We start from the raw sequence: 15030 nt of genomic DNA on the forward strand, positions 1-15030 counted from the left end.
GTCAGTACTCCTCCTCTTCGCGGTCTATCGCCGCATCGAGCGCGTCCTGCGCGGCGCTGAACACCGACTGGCGCTGCTCGGTGGTCGCAAACACGCGCTCGGGCATATCGCGCAGCAGCCCCTTGACGGCGGTCAGGAACTGGACCTGGGGCTCGGCGTCGCGCACACCGCAACGCTCGCTCAGGCTGGTGAAGCGCTGCGCGGACGCCCATTTCTCGGCACTCAGATCCACCAGGCCGGACATCAGCACCACGGGTGACATGCCGACGATGTGGTATTTCTGTGCCAGCATCGTCTGCAGCGTCTTGCAGCCATCGAGCACCGTGGCCACGATGCCCAGCTGGAACAGGTCGCTCAGCAGCGTCTGCAAACGCGCCGGCGCACACGATGGCTGCGCCGCCGCAATGTCCTGCCCGAGAGCCTGGGTCAGGCGCTGCAATCCGACCGCGAAATCCTGGTCGCCAAAGCGTTCCAGCGCCAGCTTGAGCGTTCCCGCCAGCGACGACTCGCCCAGCACCACGTCGCGATAGGCCGCCTGGAACTGCGCGATGTCCACACGGGTCGCGCCGGCCTCGGCCGCCGTTGCCTGTGTATTGATGTCCGCGCGTATTGCCGGGCCCTGGACCATCTCGAGGTCCTGCAGCACCTCGCGCAGTTCCTCGAGCACCTCTCTTGCCACCCCGTCGCGCTCGCCTTGCTGCAAGGCGTAATGCAATGCCATGAACTGCGACGTGGGCTCGCCGAACGCCTGGCGCGCCAGTTGGGCCGGGTCGCCCTGGCCTGAGAGCATGCGCCTGGCAAGCAACGCCAGTTGGTCTTGTTCGTCACAGGCCTTGGCCGCATCCATATAGGCCATGATGGCCTCGACGCTGATCGTCTCGAGCGAACGCCGACCCTCCTTGCGACGCTCGGCAGAATGCCTGGACTCCACCTTCTCGGCGTGGTGCATGCTGATCTCCTCGGCCGCGTCGGCCAGCATGGAGTCAGCGTCGTCGACGAGGACCTGCTGGCCCGCGAACTGCCCTACCGCGGCCTGGGTCTGTCCCTGGGCACGGCTTTGCAGTCCCGTGCCATCGGATGAGGATGTGTTGAAGGATTCAATTCTGGCCATGGCCCCTACCAATGGATGACATGCGCGCGTCGCCGCTTCTGTCAGTAACACGGGCAGGCAGACGGTTCCCGATCCCAGGAAAAGCCCACGCGCAGTGGGAACCAGATGGCCAGTGCGGTTACTCAAGGGGACAAGGCAGGGCGCCAGCGCGCTGCCACCCCATTTTTTGCCGCAACGCAAAGGACTTCCGATGGCCGCCGACACCTCACCCGAAAGCATCATGGCCCAGGCCCAGGCACTGATCGATCAGGTGCAACGCGATCTCGATGCGGGCGATGCGCTGTACCGCGACCTGGGGCTGGATCCCGATAGCACGCGCGCAGCGCTGCAGGCGCAGCTCACGCCCGAACTGCACGCCCAGGCCCGGGAGGCGTTCGAGAAAGACAAGCAGGACATAGAGGACCAGTTCCGCGAGGACCTGGCCCGCGCCGGATTGACGGCGCCCAGCAAAAGCCCCAAACCCACGCGCCGCCCTCGCTTCATGGTCTGAAGCCAGCTAGCGCTCCTCCTTGCCTGAAAGTCCTCCATGGGCCCTCTTTCCGTTGACCTCAGCTCCATCACCCTCATCAGCCAGGCCGATCTCGATGCCATGGACCTGGGCACCGCGATCCAGCTGGTTCAGGGCCAGCGTGCCGCCTTGCTTGAGGACCAACTCAAGGACCAGTTGAAGGAAATACAGAACCGCAACCTGAAAATCAGCGAACTCAATGCGACCTTGAGTAGCGCGCGCGAGCTGACGTCGCAGTTTGGCGAAAAGGATGGCACGGGAAAAAAAATCACCGATTTAATCAACGACCAGAGAGGAAATATCAAAAAGACAGACGAATGGAAAACAGAAAATGAAGCACACAAGAAGAAGCAGGTCGAAAACAACGCGGCTGGCGTCAGCGCTCAAGATGCCATCATACAAACCGCCGAAGGAAATTTAAGGAAAATAAAGGAATCTACGGAAAAAGCATTTGGCAAATCTCTTTCAGATGCCGATTTTGTATCAATTATCAATATAGCTGGTCTTATTACAAAGAAACAGCCTTATGAAGATTTTGCAAAAGAATTCATAGCAGAAAATAAAACACTGTCCAAAGCAAAAGAAGACAAAACCAACTTTCAAAAAGCAAAAATAGAGAATTTGGAGATCCCGGACAGCCAGACAAAAGCCGGAAACATGCTGGAAAATCTGAAAAATTCGGCCCGCCAAGCCAATATGGAAGTGGATATCAACAACAAGGGCGATCTGAACACCCTGGTTGAGAACATCAAGTCCCTGATCGACTCGCTGAGCAACAGCCAGCAGATGGACATGCTGCGTCTGCAGAACTACTCGAACAAATACAACGAAACATTCGAGACGCGGACCAATATGATCAAGAAGGAGCACGACTTGAATACCCAAATTTCCAACAATACACGATAACCCCCATCCAACCGCTGCATGGAGAATTCATGAGTATTTCTTTAGGCCTCAACAACCTGCAACAGATCGGCCGTGCAGAAATTGCCAGCATGGATCTGCAAACCGCGTTGCTGACCGTCAACAGCATGCGCATAGGCAATCTCGAAACGTCGTTGAAAAATCAGGTTTCGGAAGTGCAAGAGAGAAATATCCAGATGCGCGACACCAACGACTTGATGAGTCTGGCGCGATCGCTGATGGCAAAGTTTGCAACCGATGCACAAAGCTCCGACAGAATTCCCGAAGGAACGGAACTCGATGCGTTCACCAAATCCGCCAAAGCCATGGGTTTCGATGCCGGCAGCGTCGGCAACAAGGGCGAACTGGGCGCCGCCATCGAGAACTTCAAGTCGCGGGTCGATTCTCTGAGCAATACCCAGCAGATTGCCATGCTGCATCTGCAAAGCGCTTCGAACAAGTACAACGAAGCAGTCACTTTGCAGACCAATACCCTCAAGAGCATGCATGACCTCAATATGACCATCACCCAAAAGATGTGAGGAGTTCCCATGAGCGCCCTTCCCTCCACAGACGATCTTCCCGCACAAGTACTGGAACTCCTGAGCCATGGCGGAGGTCTGGGCACGATTTTCGGCTACACCGACGACGAATACGAGGCGCTGTACGCGCTGGGCCACAACCACTACAGCCAGCAGCGCTACCTCGATGCCGCGAAGTGTTTTGGTTTTCTGGTGGCACACAAGTCGCTGGAGCCGCGCTTCATGAATGCATTTGCCTCCTGCATGCAGATGCTCAAGCGCTACCAGGAGGCCATCCAGTACTACTCGACCGCTTCCGTGCTGGACCTCGAGGACCCGCTGCCGACCTTCCATACAGCGGAATGCTTCATCGCGCTGGAGATGCCGGAGCAGGCGCGTGAAGCCTTGGTGCTGGTCATTGCCCAATGCCGGCAACCCCAGTGGGAGGCGCTGCGCCAACGCGCCCAGGCCCTGCTGAAGTTGCTCGCGGGAGACGACGCGCAGCCTGCGCCCACAGGCAAGGAGCACACGCAATGAGCGACGGTCTCGCGATCACCAAACCCCACACCACCTTCGCAGCGCCGCTGGAAAGCGCTGCGCCGGGCGTCGCTACGCCGGGCGAGGGGCTTGGCGTGCAGGCGCTGCCCGCGCAAACCACCGAGCACCTCGCGGGCCAGGCCAACACTCCGTCCGCGAAAGATCGTGGCGAACTCCTGATTGCAAACCGGCACGGCGCACCCGCCCTGGCCGCGGTGACGAGCCAATTTGCGCCCGAAGAGCTGGTACTGATACTGCAGGCGCTGAAGATGAAAACCCAGGAGGGCCAGCTGCGCACGGCCAAGGAGGGACTGGGCATCACGCGCCAGAAGCTCGAGCAGGAACACAAGAAATCTCTCGACAAGCTCGAGGAAGCGATCAAGAAGGGGGAAAGTGCCGCCGCCAAAAGCAAGGCCTCGAAGATTTTCGGCTGGGTAACCCAGGTCGGTGCCGTGGTCGGCAGCCTGGTGGCAGTGGTTGCGCTGTCGGGCGTCACGGGCATCACCGCTGGCGCAGGTGCGCCGCTGCTCGCGCTCGCGGTCATTGGCCTGGTCGCCTCCTCCATCAGCCTGACCTCGTCGATCGTCCAGGCCGCAGGTGGCCCGCCCGCGGACCTCAATGCGGCCATGACCTGGTCCTGCAAATCCTTGCTCAAGGTCTTTGGCGTTCCCGAGGAGAAGCTCGAGGCCGCGAGCAAGATCATGGCCGGCTCGCTGGGCGTCGCCACGGGCGCGGTCTTGCTCGATGCACAGCTCGTGGGTGGCCTCGCATCTGGCGTTGTTCAGATCTCCAGTGGCAGCGAAAACTGGGCGGCGGTCACCGGCGCCGCCGTCACCGCACTCGCCAGCATTGCGATTGCGGTGGTGATGATCATGGCCACCGCCGGGGCCGGCAGCACCGATGCGGCCAAGGAGGCCCTGAAGTCTGTTTCGCAGATCTCGAAAATCTTGCAGCACTCGGCTCCCATTGTTTCCTCCGGGGGATCGCTCGCCTCTTCCGGCCTGGATATCGATGCATCTTTCGACGAGCATGCCGCGGCCTCGGCCCAGGTGGACCGCCAGAAGTTCTCCGCCATCATCGCCAAGCTGCAGGCACTGATGGAAGAGGACAGCGAACAGATCACCCAGATCGTCAAGGACATCCAGGAATCGCTGTCACAGGTCTCCAAAATGATCATGCAGGCCGGTGAGAACCGGTCGCAGATTGCCGCCAACCTCGGGCACTCGATGGCCTGACGCAGCAGAAAGACTTCCATGAACGTCAACGTCAATAGCAAACCGTATAGCCCCCCTGCCCAGCTCGGCAACATGGCGACGCAATCCGCCGCGGATGTCAAGACGCCGCACAGCGCGACCATCATCAATTACCAGAGCGAAGAAAGCCCCATGGGCAAAACACAGGGCCCATCGGCCGGGCGCGCTGAAAGCACGCACGCGTCGCCCCAGGAGGTGAGTGCAGATCTGAAAAAGGTGATGGACGACATGCCTTTCGACATGTCGGCAATTCTTGCCGTCGTACGCAAGAACGCCCAGGAAATCCGCAAAGCCAATGTGCTGGCGCGTGACATGGAACTCAAGGCCCAGTTCAACGAGCTGGTCAAATCCGCGGACGACATGAAGACCGCGGCCAATTACCGGCTGGCTGCGGGACTTATCCAGGGCACGGTACAGACCATGATGGCAGGCGTTCAGTTGCACTCGAGCGCTCAGGCGGCGAACGAAGCGGCGAAAGGCGTCGATCCGCAAAAGCAAGGCCAGGCACTGCAGGAAGAAGCCAGGGTCTTGAACGCCAGTGCAACCGAGCTCGAGTCGAAGGCCCAGGCCGCGCGCACGGGAACCGCCCCTTCGACCAATGATGCGGTGGCTGGTGCCGATCACACGGCAGCCACCATCGAGAAGGAAACCGCTGCCAAGGACCAGGCGCAAATCGAAGCCGAATGGGAAATCCTGAACCAGGATGAAATCAAGACGGCCATGGAGACAGACGAGACGCGGGTCGCGCAGAGCACCCCGGAGAGCATCGACGAGCAGCTCGCGGCCGATACGGCAAAAAGCGCTGCCGCTCGCGTGGCCGATGATTCCGTCAGTGAAGAAGCAAACACCGCCGTTGGCGCGGAAACCGAAACGGCCCAGGCCGCGGCAAAGGAAGCGGCCCCTGCGGCAAAAGCCGCAACAGCCGAAGAACTGGAGAGCGAAGCCAGCGCCCAGCGCATGCAGGCAAAAGACAAGAAAGCCGAGGCCCAGGCGAAGTTCGAGGAAGTCAAGGAAATCAATGCCAAGGCCGACAGCATCAAGGACTGGTGGGACGTCAGAAGCAAGCTTGGCGAGGCATTCTTGGGACAAACCTCGATCGCAGGCACGAAATTCGGCTCCGAGGTGTTCGATGTGCGCGCCAAGCGCCACGAATCCAGCGCCAAGGAGCATGAATCACAATCCGCACGCGCGAGTGATGCGATCCAGAACGCCAAGGAAATCGCGCAGGACGTGCTGCAGAAGATGGAGTCGATCGAGCAGGCCAGGAACGACACCAACCGCGCCATCGTGCGCAACATGGGTTAAGGAGCATTTGCCATGACACCCTCTTGCGCCAACGCGATCGCGGCAGCGCTCGATGCCATCATCGCCGGCCAGATTCGCGAACTGCAGCAGTTGCCCAGCGCAAACCGCCTGCGCGAGGCCAGCCAGACAACGATCTATGCAATGGCCTGCGCCATGCTGCAGGCCGGGCAGTGGCAGCAGGCCAGCGCCTATCTTTCGTTCCTGCTGCTGTATGCGCCAACCCACCCCGACTACCTGCGCACCAAGGCCCAGTGCGCGATGCGCAATGACGACCCCATCCAGGCCACCCAGCTGCTGTCGCTGGCCTTGTATGTACAGCCTGAATCCAGTGCGATTGCCCTGTCCCTGGCCGAAGCCTTGATCGAGGCGGATGCGCCCGAGGTCGCACGCGAGCTGCTGCTGCAGTTGCGCCGGCTCGCCAGGCTTCCGGCCGATCTCACCGAACACACACGCGCCGGCCTGTTGCTGCAAGCGCTCGATAGCCATGCAGTTGCCTGAACCGCCCGATGTCCAGCTGTTGACCCAGGTCGGCTTCCTCGCCGCCGGACGCGGCGACGCGCCGCGCGCGCTGCGCATCTTCGAGGCGCTGGCGCTGCTGCGGCCCGACCACGCCTTTGCCTTCGTCGGCCTGGCGACGGCACTGCTCAACGCCGGACGGGCCATCGACGCGGTGCAGCGGCTGCACACAGTGCGCCTGCCGGACGGTCCCGAATCGGACATGCTCGAGGCCTTCAAGGGCCTGGCACTGCAACTCGCCGGACGCAGCAGCGAAAGCACCTATGTGCTGCGCCAGGTCGTGGGCCGCGCGCGCACGGCCACTGCATCCGAAGGCGCGCTGCTCGCGGCCCGGCTGCTGGGCGAAGACCTCAATGCCGCATTGCGACCAGCGCCCGTCCTGTCTATCTGACCCAGGGGAATTCCATGGAAATCATTGCCGGCCTTGCCTCCACACGCCTGGAACCCACGTTGTCCGCAGCGCCCGCCGCGGCGGCGCCGAACGCCGCCGCGGTCCAGCAGTTCGCGGCCTTGATGCAGGCCCCTGCGCCTGAAGCCGTCGCGCCCGCCGCGGCCAGCACGACGGCCCTGGCGACAACGGCCATGGCTCCGCAGAGCTTTGGCGACCGGGTCCTGCACGGCATGCAGAACGTATCCAACGACTTCCGCGAGAGCTGGACGCGCGCCTCCGAAACGCTGCGTCCCGACAGTGCTTCCATGGACATGCAGCAGATGCTGAGCCTGCAACTGCACCTGACCCAGACCTCGGTGCAATACGACCTGGTGGGCAAGGCCATCAGCCGCTCCACCCAGAACTTCGACCAACTGGTACGCGTGCAATGAACCTTCGATTTTCTGCGCCGCGACGGCTGCGCAGTGGGCTGCAAATGCTCGTACTCGTAACCTGCCTGATGCTTGCCGCCTGCGGCGGGCGCGTGGACCTGATGGGCGCGATTCCCGAAGACGAGGCCAACGAAGTGCTGGCCGCGCTGATCAATGCCTCCATCCCTACCCAGAAGGTACCGGGCAAGGAAGGCATGGTCGGCGTGCGCGTGGCCTCGGACAATGTGGGCCGCGCGCTGGAAGTGCTGCGCGACAAGGGCCTGCCGCGCGAGCGCTTTGCCGGCATGGGCCAGGTGTTCAAGAAGGAAGGCCTGATCTCCTCGCCGCTCGAGGAGCGCGCGCGCTACATCTACGCGCTGTCGCAGGAGCTGTCGAACACGCTGTCCAAGATCGACGGCGTGCTCACGGCGCGCGTGCACGTGGTGCTGCCCGAGCGCGGCACGGCCGGCGAAACCGGCGTGCCGTCGACGGCCGCGGTCTTCATCAAGCACCAGGACGGCTACAACCTCGAGATCATCCAGCCGCAGATCCGCCGCCTGGTCACGAACAGCATTCCCAGCCTGACCGCCGACCGGGTGTCGGTGGTGTTCGTCGCTTCGCAGGCGCGCGCCGGCGCCGCCCCGCCAGAAGGCGGCGCGCGCCAGATGGTCTGGGGCTTCGAGGTGCCCGCGCAAACCGCTCCGGGCCTGTCCCTGCTGCTCTGGTCGCTCGTCGGCATTGCCGCGGTTGCGCTCGCCGCGCTGGCCTATGGCCTGTGGCGCTACCGCAAGCTGCTCACGCCGGCGTCGCCCACCCTGACCGCCGAGGCCATGTGAGCAGCGCGCACCCCGCCCTCCCATCGGCGCCGCTGCAGCGCTTCAACCTGCTGCCCAGTCTCGGGCTGCATCCGAGCCGCGCCGCGCTCTGGCTGCCAGGCCATGCGACGGCGCCGGCCTGGCTGGCTGCGCCCGCGGCCCCGCGGCAATGGCACCGCCACTGGTCGACATTGCTGCTCGAACGCCTGCAGGCCGACGCGCAGCCGGTGCGCGACCTGTCGCACGCCGCAACGCCGCTCGCGCTCGCTGCGCCTGCGCTGCTGCAGGCCACGGCCCGGCATGCGGGGCTGCTGCTGCTGGGGAAAAACCTGCGCCGGCGCATTGCGCGCAGCGAAGTCGGCGCGGCCCAGGAAACGATAGGCCGTGCGGCATGGGACTGGGTCTGCCAGCAGGGCGCCGCGCTGCATCCAGGCCTTGAGGACCCGCAGCCGTGGCTGGACCAGGGGCTGGCCGCGGGCGCCGATCAGCTCGGCGCGGGCCTGCTGGCCCAGAGCTGGCACGACGCGCCCGCGCCTTTGCGCCGGCGCGCCGACTGGAAACTGCCCCTCGATGCCGAATCACCCGCCTTCCGCGAAGCCAGCGGCATGACCCCTCCGCAGGCCTGCGGCCTGTGCCTGCAGACCCTGCATTTCCTGGAGCCCGAATGGCTTTCCTCATTCCCCACGATCCACTGACCCCGCAGCGCAAGCTGCAGGCGCGCATCGCTCCAGGCACGCGGGTCGTGCGGGCCGCGGAGATTGCCGCCTGGGCACAGGCCGAAGCGCTGATCGCCTCGGCCCAGGACCAGGCCCAGGCGATCGTCGCCGGCGCCCAGGCCGCCTACGACCGGGAATGCGAGCGCGGCTATGCCGAAGGCCTGGCCGAAGCACAGATGGCCCAGGCCGAGAAGATGATAGAAACCGTGGGCCGCACGGTCGACTATTTCGCCCAGGTCGAAGCCGACATGGTGGCGCTGGTCATGGGCGCGGTGCGCAAGATCATCGACGATTACAGCGATGCCGACCGCGTGCTGATCGTCGTCAGGAATGCGCTGTCGGTGGTGCGCAACCAGAAACAGATGACGCTGCGCCTGCATCCGCAGCAGGTCGAAGTGGTGCGCGCGCGCATCAACGACCTGCTGTCCGCCTATCCCGGCGTGGGCTATCTGGACATCCTCGCCGACGGCCGTCTGGGCCCGCACGCCTGCATTCTCGAAAGCGAGATCGGTCTGGTCGAAGCCAGCATAGAAGGCCAGATCGCGGCGCTCGAGAAGGCCTTCCAGAAAGTGCTTGGCAGCCGCGTATGAGCACCATCGTCAAACCGGGACTGCGCGCGCTGCGCCAGTTCGACTACATCACCGAGATGATGCAGCTCGCGCTCGACGATGCGCCGATGCTGCAGATCCGGGGGCGCGTGACCCAGGTGGTCGGCACCATCATCCGCGCCGTGGTGCCCACGGTGAAGGTCGGCGAAGTCTGCGTGCTGCGCAACCCCGGCGAAGACTTCGAGATGAAGGCCGAGGTCGTGGGCTTCGCGCGCGATGCGGCGCTGCTCACGCCCATAGGCGACATGTACGGCATTTCCGCGGCCACCGAAGTGATTCCCACGGGCCGTGCCCACCTCGTGCCCGTGGGCTTCGGCCTGCTGGGCCGCGTGCTCGACGGCCTGGGCCGGCCGCTGGACGTGGCCGAGCGCGGCCCGCTCGAAGCGAGCAAGTTCTACCCGGTGTTCGCCGACGCGCCCGATCCGCTCAAGCGGCGCATCATCAGCGAGCCGCTGGAGCTGGGCGTGCGCGCACTGGACTCCGTGCTGACCTGCGGCGAAGGCCAGCGCATGGGGATTTTCGCGGCCGCCGGCGGCGGCAAGTCGACGCTGATGGGCATGCTGGTCAAGGGCGCCGACGTCGACGTGACCGTGGTCGCGCTGATCGGCGAGCGCGGCCGCGAAGTGCGCGAATTCCTGGAAATCGAACTGGGGGAGGAAGGCCGCAAGAAAAGCGTGATCGTCTGCGCGACCAGCGACAAGTCGTCGATGGAACGCGCCAAGGCCGCCTATGTAGCCACGGCCATTGCCGAGTATTTCCGCGACCAGGGCAAGAAGGTGCTGTTCCTCATGGACTCGGTGACGCGCTTTGCGCGCGCCCAGCGCGAGATCGGCCTGGCCGCGGGCGAGCCGCCGACGCGCCGCGGCTACCCGCCCTCGGTGTTCGCGACGCTGCCCAAGCTCATGGAGCGCGCGGGCATGAACGACAAGGGCTCGATCACCGCGCTCTACACGGTGCTGGTCGAAGGCGACGACATGACCGAGCCGATCGCCGACGAAACCCGCTCCATTCTCGACGGCCACATCGTGCTGTCGCGCAAGCTCGCCGCCGCCAACCACTATCCGGCCATCGACGTGCTCGCCTCGGCCTCGCGCGTGATGAACGCCGTGGTCACGCCCGAGCACAGGCGCATGGCCGGCCGGCTGCGCGAACTCATGGCCAAGTACGAGGAAGTCGACCTGCTGGTCAAGATCGGCGAGTACAAGCGCGGCGGCGATCCGACCACCGACGAGGCCATAGACAAGATGGAGGCCATCCGCGGATTTCTGAAGCAGCGCACGCATGAGAACTCGCGCCTTGTGGACACGCTGGCCGCGCTCGAGCAACTGGTCGGAGCCGCGCGATGAAAATGCTGCGCGACCTGCTGGCGATCAAGCGCTTTCGCGAAGGCCAGGCGCAAGCCGTGATGCGCGAGCGGCGCCAGGCCTGGCTGGAGGCCCAGCAGGAGCGCATGGACGCCGAGGCCCTGCTGGCCCGGCTGCTGGCCGAAGGCGTGCTCGCCGAGCAGCAGCTCTACGCGGACCTGTGCGCGCGCATGGTGCGCCTGCGCGAAATCGAACAGGTGCACCAGGCCGTCGCCGCGTTGCGCCAGCGCGAGCAACGGCAGCAGGACGCGCTGGACGCCGCGCAGCGCGCGCTCGAGGAAGCGCAGCAGCGCTTCGATCAGGCGCGCGTGCTGCACAAGGAAGCGGCGCGGCAGACGTCCAAGTTCATCGATCTGGCCAGCAGCTTCGCTTCGGTCGAGGCGCTGGAATCCGAACGCCGCGAAGACCTCGAGATGGAAGAGGCCGCAAGCGTCGTTCGCGAGCGCGAAGACTGGAACACCGCCGACGGAGATGCCGGCTGATGCGCCTTCACCCCGCCCCCCTGCCCTGCAGCACCCGTGTCTGCCGACCCGGAGGAACCCATGCGCTCTGAACGTCCCATCCATCTCGATGTCGGAGTTCCGTCGGGCAATGCGTTCGGCACGCCCTCCGATACGCCCGGCCAGGCCGACGCGCGCAGCCAGCAGCAGCTCGCCGACCAGGGCCGGGACCTGCGCGACCTGCTGGCCCAGCAGCGCGACGCGCCGCCGGCGACCGACACCGCCGCCACAGGCACCGACACCGTGGCCAGCCCGTTCGACCTGTTTCAGCCCACCCACGCAGGCATCGCCCAGCAGCCGCCACCGCCGGCATCGGCCGCGCTGACGCAGACCCTCGAGCAGATGGCCAGCCGCCTGCTGGTGGGCGACGGCAGCCAGGGCCGGCGCGGCGTACAGATCACGCTGGCCGATGCGCAACTGCCCGGTGTGGTCGTCGACGTCTTCGAGGACGCGGGGCGGCTGGTGGCCCGCTTCACCTGCAGTGACGAAGGCGCGCGCGAACGCCTGCGCGCGGGCGCCGCCTGGCTCTGCGACAGCCTGGTGCAGCGCCTGCAGCGCGACGTGCGCGTCGAGGTACAGACCGACGATCCCGAAGACCCCTGCCTGTTGCAGGTCGATGCGAACCACTGACTTTCCCTTTTCCTTTTCCTAGATGTCCACATCCCTTCCAGCCCCGGCCTCCTGGAGACCGCCACAGCTGTCACGCAACGAGGCGCAGGCCCACACGACCATCGCCCAGCGGGCGCTGGGAATGCCGTTGCAGTGTGGCGGCACGCGCTGGCGGGCGAGCCTGCGTCCCGTCATCGAGGCGCCGTGGCCGACGCTGGCCGGCGACTCCCTGGTCCCCATCGAATGGGCTGGCGCGCAACTGCAGCTGCAGCTGCCCCGCACCGCGACCGAACAACTGCTGTCGGCACTGCTGGGCGGCGCCGCGCTGCCACCGCTGGCCGAGGAAATGCAGGCCGCCGCGCTGGCCGCGGCCCTCGACGACCTGCTGGCCAGCCTGGAACGCCTGGGTCGCGGCGCGCCCCAGCTCATGCCCCTGGTCAGCGGCCAGCCGCCCGCAGTGCTGCCCCATGCCTTCGCGCTGCAGCTCGATGCGCTCGAAGGCAGCCAGGCCATCGCCGGCTTGCTGCGCAGCGACAGCCTGGGCCTGCTGCTGATGGCCGGCCTGGCGTCGGCGCTGCCGCCGCGCGACGGCCCGCTCGCGGGCGCGGCCCTGGCACTCGCCCTGTACCTCGACATCGGCTACGCCACGCTCAGCGTCGAGGAGCTGCAGCAGCTCGGTCCGGGCGACGTGGTGCCGATGGCGCACAGCTTTGTGAGCGCCGAGCGCGTGCTGTGGCTCCAGGCCCCGGGTGCCGGCGGCCTGCATGTGCAGCTGCCCGCGGCGCCTATGCAGGCGCAGGCCGGCGCGCACGAGACCGCCCTCGATGGCGCAGACGACGCCGCGCAGGCGGCGCCCGTGCCTGCAGCCGCCCCCTTTCTCACCGTTGTCCAGTCCTGGAGCCACGCCATGCCCGCCCTTGACCCACCCCTGAGCGAAGCCGCGAGCTTCGACGCCATCCCGGTACGCCTGTCCTTCGATCTGGGCGAGATCAGCCTCACGCTGGCCGAATTGCGCGCGCTGCAGCCCGGCCAGGCGATCCGCCTTGGACACCCCGTGGCGAACGCGGTGCGCATCCGCGCCAACGGCGCGCTGATCGGCGAAGGCGAACTCGTCGAGATCGACGGCCTGCTGGGCGTATCGGTGCGCCAGCTGTTTGCCGGCGCAACTGCGTACACAGCATGAACAGCTTCGATCCGATCACGCTGGCGGTCATGCTGGCGCTGATGGCGACGATACCCACGCTGGTCGTCGTCAGCACCTCGTTTCTCAAGATCGCCGTGGTCATGTCGCTGCTGCGCAATGCGCTGGGCGTGCAGCAGATGCCGCCCAACCTGGCGCTGTACGGCATGGCGCTGATCCTGTCGGTCTACGTGATGGCACCGGTCGGCATGCACATGTTCGACCGGCTCACCGCCCAGCCCGAAACCCTCAAGAGCATTCCCTCGCTGGTCAGCGGCGTGCGCGAGGGCGCCGAGCCGCTGCGCGAGTTCATGCTCAAGAACAGCCGCATCGAGCAGCGCGACTTCTTCGTGCGCACCGCCCAGCGCATGTGGGGCCCGCGCCTGTCCGAAGGCATGACGGAGCGCGACTTCATCGTGCTGATGCCGGCCTTCGTGGTCTCGGAGCTCACGGCCGCGTTCCAGATCGGCTTTCTCATCTATCTGCCCTTCGTGGTGATCGACCTGATCGTCTCCAACATCCTGCTGGCCATGGGGATGATGATGGTCTCGCCGGTCACGATCTCGCTGCCGCTCAAGCTGTTCCTGTTCGTGATGGTCGATGGCTGGTCGCGCCTGATCCAGGGACTGGTGCTCACCTACGCCTGAACCTGAAGGAGCCCGCATGCAATCCGTCGACGTCGTTTCCTACTTCACCCAGGCGCTGTACCTGGTGCTCTGGCTGTCGCTGCCGCCGATCATCGTCGGCTCCATCGTCGGCACGCTGTTTTCGCTGTTCCAGGCGCTGACGCAGATCCAGGAGCAGACACTGTCGTTCGGCATCAAGCTGATCGCCGTGTCGGTCACCATCTTGCTGACCGCGCGCTGGGTCGGCGGGGAAATGTTCAATTTCACGGTGCAGATCTTCGACGCCCTGCCCGCCCTGGGCCACTGAGCGCCCGCGCACGCCAGGGAACCCCATGGAGCTGCCGGTTACCTACGATGAGGCCACGTCTTTCATCAAGACGCTGGCCCTCACCCAACCGCGCATCCTCGCCATGTTCATCGCCCTGCCGCTGTTCAACGCCCAACTCATTCCCGGAATGCTGCGCTATGCCGTGGCGGGCGCGCTGGGCCTGGTGATGGTGCCCGCGCTCGCGCCCATGGTCTCGGCCGCGGCCGCCACGCTCGACCCGGCAATGCTGGTGCTGCTGATGCTCAAGGAGGCCTTCATCGGCTTCGTCATCGGCTACCTCGCGGCGATTCCCTTCTGGATCTTCGAGGCCGTCGGCTTTCTCGTCGACAACCAGCGCGGCGCCAGCATTTCCGCCACGCTCAACCCGCTGACCGGCAATGACTCCTCGCCCCTGGGGATCCTGTTCAACCAGGCCTTCATCGTCTTCTTCCTGATCAGCGGCGGTTTCACGCTGCTGCTCGGAACGCTCTACGACAGCTTCGCGCTGTGGGGTGCCTTGCAGTGGACGCCCGAGCTGCGCCCGGAGTCCGTGCCGGTGATGCTAGAGCAGCTCGGCCGGCTGGTACGCATGGCCTTGCTGCTCGCCGCACCCGCCATGGTGGCGATGTTTCTCGCGGAATTCGGCCTGGCCCTGGTCAGCCGCTTCGCGCCGCAACTGCAGGTGTTCTTCATGGCCATGCCCATCAAGAGCGCGCTGGCCATGCTGGTGCTGATGCTCTACGCATCGTCGCTGTTCGAGTACGCCACCGACCACGTGCTGGCCATCGGCCAGATACTGCCGTGGCTGCGCGGCCAATGGGGCCCGGGCGGCTGAGCGCCGGCAGCAGCG

At 65.1% G+C, this 15030-nt stretch carries 20 protein-coding genes; 19 read left to right on the forward strand and 1 reads right to left on the reverse strand.

What is annotated here, in order from left to right; translation table 11 throughout:
• Window position 1: 1 nt before the first annotated feature.
• Window positions 2–1111 carry a type III secretion system gatekeeper subunit SctW gene (gene sctW / locus GVL12_RS01820; protein WP_159910920.1) on the reverse strand — a complete coding sequence of 370 codons (1110 nt, stop codon included), beginning with the start codon at window positions 1109–1111 and terminating at the stop codon, window positions 2–4.
• A gap of 190 nt (window positions 1112–1301) precedes the next feature.
• Between sctW and GVL12_RS01825 the strand changes: the two genes are divergently transcribed.
• Genes GVL12_RS01825 through sctT form a run of 19 tightly spaced genes read left to right on the forward strand, consistent with a single transcriptional unit; the run spans window position 1302 to window position 15015 of the window.
• Entirely contained in the window at window positions 1302–1601 is a 300-nt protein-coding gene (locus GVL12_RS01825) for a hypothetical protein (protein ID WP_159910921.1), read from the forward strand.
• A gap of 36 nt (window positions 1602–1637) precedes the next feature.
• On the forward strand, window positions 1638–2525 hold the full coding sequence (locus GVL12_RS01830; RefSeq protein ID WP_159910922.1) for a hypothetical protein: 888 nt from the start codon (window positions 1638–1640) through the stop codon (window positions 2523–2525).
• Between the two features lie 29 nt (window positions 2526–2554).
• Complete coding sequence (locus GVL12_RS01835; RefSeq protein WP_159910923.1) at window positions 2555–3064, forward strand: hypothetical protein; 510 nt, start codon at window positions 2555–2557, stop codon at window positions 3062–3064.
• A 9-nt stretch (window positions 3065–3073) separates the two neighbouring features.
• Window positions 3074–3580, forward strand: a complete 507-nt coding sequence (locus GVL12_RS01840) for a SycD/LcrH family type III secretion system chaperone (RefSeq protein WP_159910924.1) — start codon at window positions 3074–3076, stop codon at window positions 3578–3580.
• Complete coding sequence (gene sctE / locus GVL12_RS01845) at window positions 3577–4815, forward strand: type III secretion system translocon subunit SctE (protein ID WP_159910925.1); 1239 nt, start codon at window positions 3577–3579, stop codon at window positions 4813–4815. The genes GVL12_RS01840 and sctE overlap by 4 nt, the downstream gene beginning before the upstream one ends.
• Window positions 4816–4833: 18 nt before the next feature.
• A complete protein-coding gene (locus GVL12_RS01850) occupies window positions 4834–6138 on the forward strand; it encodes a hypothetical protein (protein WP_159910926.1) in 1305 nt (434 codons plus the stop codon).
• Window positions 6139–6150: 12 nt separating this feature from the next.
• On the forward strand, window positions 6151–6636 hold the full coding sequence (locus GVL12_RS01855; RefSeq protein WP_159910927.1) for a hypothetical protein: 486 nt from the start codon (window positions 6151–6153) through the stop codon (window positions 6634–6636).
• Window positions 6623–7045 (forward strand): M48 family metallopeptidase, encoded by a 423-nt coding sequence (locus GVL12_RS01860; protein WP_159910928.1) that lies wholly within the window; start codon window positions 6623–6625, stop codon window positions 7043–7045. Before GVL12_RS01855 ends, GVL12_RS01860 begins: the two co-directional genes overlap by 14 nt.
• 14 nt (window positions 7046–7059) lie before the next feature.
• Window positions 7060–7476: an EscI/YscI/HrpB family type III secretion system inner rod protein gene (locus GVL12_RS01865; protein ID WP_159910929.1), complete on the forward strand. Its 417-nt coding sequence runs from the start codon at window positions 7060–7062 to the stop codon at window positions 7474–7476.
• 44 nt (window positions 7477–7520) lie between these two features.
• Window positions 7521–8291: a type III secretion system inner membrane ring lipoprotein SctJ gene (gene sctJ / locus GVL12_RS01870; RefSeq protein ID WP_200843421.1), complete on the forward strand. Its 771-nt coding sequence runs from the start codon at window positions 7521–7523 to the stop codon at window positions 8289–8291.
• Window positions 8288–8965, forward strand: coding sequence for a hypothetical protein (locus GVL12_RS01875; RefSeq protein WP_159910931.1), 678 nt, complete (start codon window positions 8288–8290; stop codon window positions 8963–8965). Before sctJ ends, GVL12_RS01875 begins: the two co-directional genes overlap by 4 nt.
• Window positions 8935–9576 carry an HrpE/YscL family type III secretion apparatus protein gene (locus GVL12_RS01880; RefSeq protein WP_159910932.1) on the forward strand — a complete coding sequence of 214 codons (642 nt, stop codon included), beginning with the start codon at window positions 8935–8937 and terminating at the stop codon, window positions 9574–9576. The genes GVL12_RS01875 and GVL12_RS01880 overlap by 31 nt, the downstream gene beginning before the upstream one ends.
• The gene (gene sctN, locus GVL12_RS01885) at window positions 9573–10940 is read left to right on the forward strand and encodes a type III secretion system ATPase SctN (protein ID WP_200843422.1); all 1368 of its coding nucleotides are present in this window, start codon (window positions 9573–9575) and stop codon (window positions 10938–10940) included. The genes GVL12_RS01880 and sctN overlap by 4 nt, the downstream gene beginning before the upstream one ends.
• Window positions 10937–11440 carry a YscO family type III secretion system apparatus protein gene (locus tag GVL12_RS01890; protein ID WP_159910933.1) on the forward strand — a complete coding sequence of 168 codons (504 nt, stop codon included), beginning with the start codon at window positions 10937–10939 and terminating at the stop codon, window positions 11438–11440. The genes sctN and GVL12_RS01890 overlap by 4 nt, the downstream gene beginning before the upstream one ends.
• Before the next feature lie 60 nt (window positions 11441–11500).
• Window positions 11501–12088, forward strand: a complete 588-nt coding sequence (locus GVL12_RS01895) for a hypothetical protein (protein ID WP_159910934.1) — start codon at window positions 11501–11503, stop codon at window positions 12086–12088.
• A gap of 22 nt (window positions 12089–12110) precedes the next feature.
• Window positions 12111–13250, forward strand: a complete 1140-nt coding sequence (gene sctQ / locus GVL12_RS01900) for a type III secretion system cytoplasmic ring protein SctQ (RefSeq protein WP_159910935.1) — start codon at window positions 12111–12113, stop codon at window positions 13248–13250.
• Entirely contained in the window at window positions 13247–13894 is a 648-nt protein-coding gene (sctR, locus tag GVL12_RS01905) for a type III secretion system export apparatus subunit SctR (RefSeq protein WP_159910936.1), read from the forward strand. Before sctQ ends, sctR begins: the two co-directional genes overlap by 4 nt.
• Before the next feature lie 16 nt (window positions 13895–13910).
• The gene (gene sctS, locus GVL12_RS01910) at window positions 13911–14180 is read left to right on the forward strand and encodes a type III secretion system export apparatus subunit SctS (RefSeq protein WP_159910937.1); all 270 of its coding nucleotides are present in this window, start codon (window positions 13911–13913) and stop codon (window positions 14178–14180) included.
• A gap of 25 nt (window positions 14181–14205) precedes the next feature.
• Window positions 14206–15015, forward strand: a complete 810-nt coding sequence (sctT, locus tag GVL12_RS01915) for a type III secretion system export apparatus subunit SctT (RefSeq protein ID WP_159910938.1) — start codon at window positions 14206–14208, stop codon at window positions 15013–15015.
• Window positions 15016–15030 lie beyond the last annotated feature (15 nt).

Source organism: Pantoea sp. 18069 (assembly GCF_902706035.1).
Lineage (GTDB): Bacteria > Pseudomonadota > Gammaproteobacteria > Burkholderiales > Burkholderiaceae_C > Comamonas.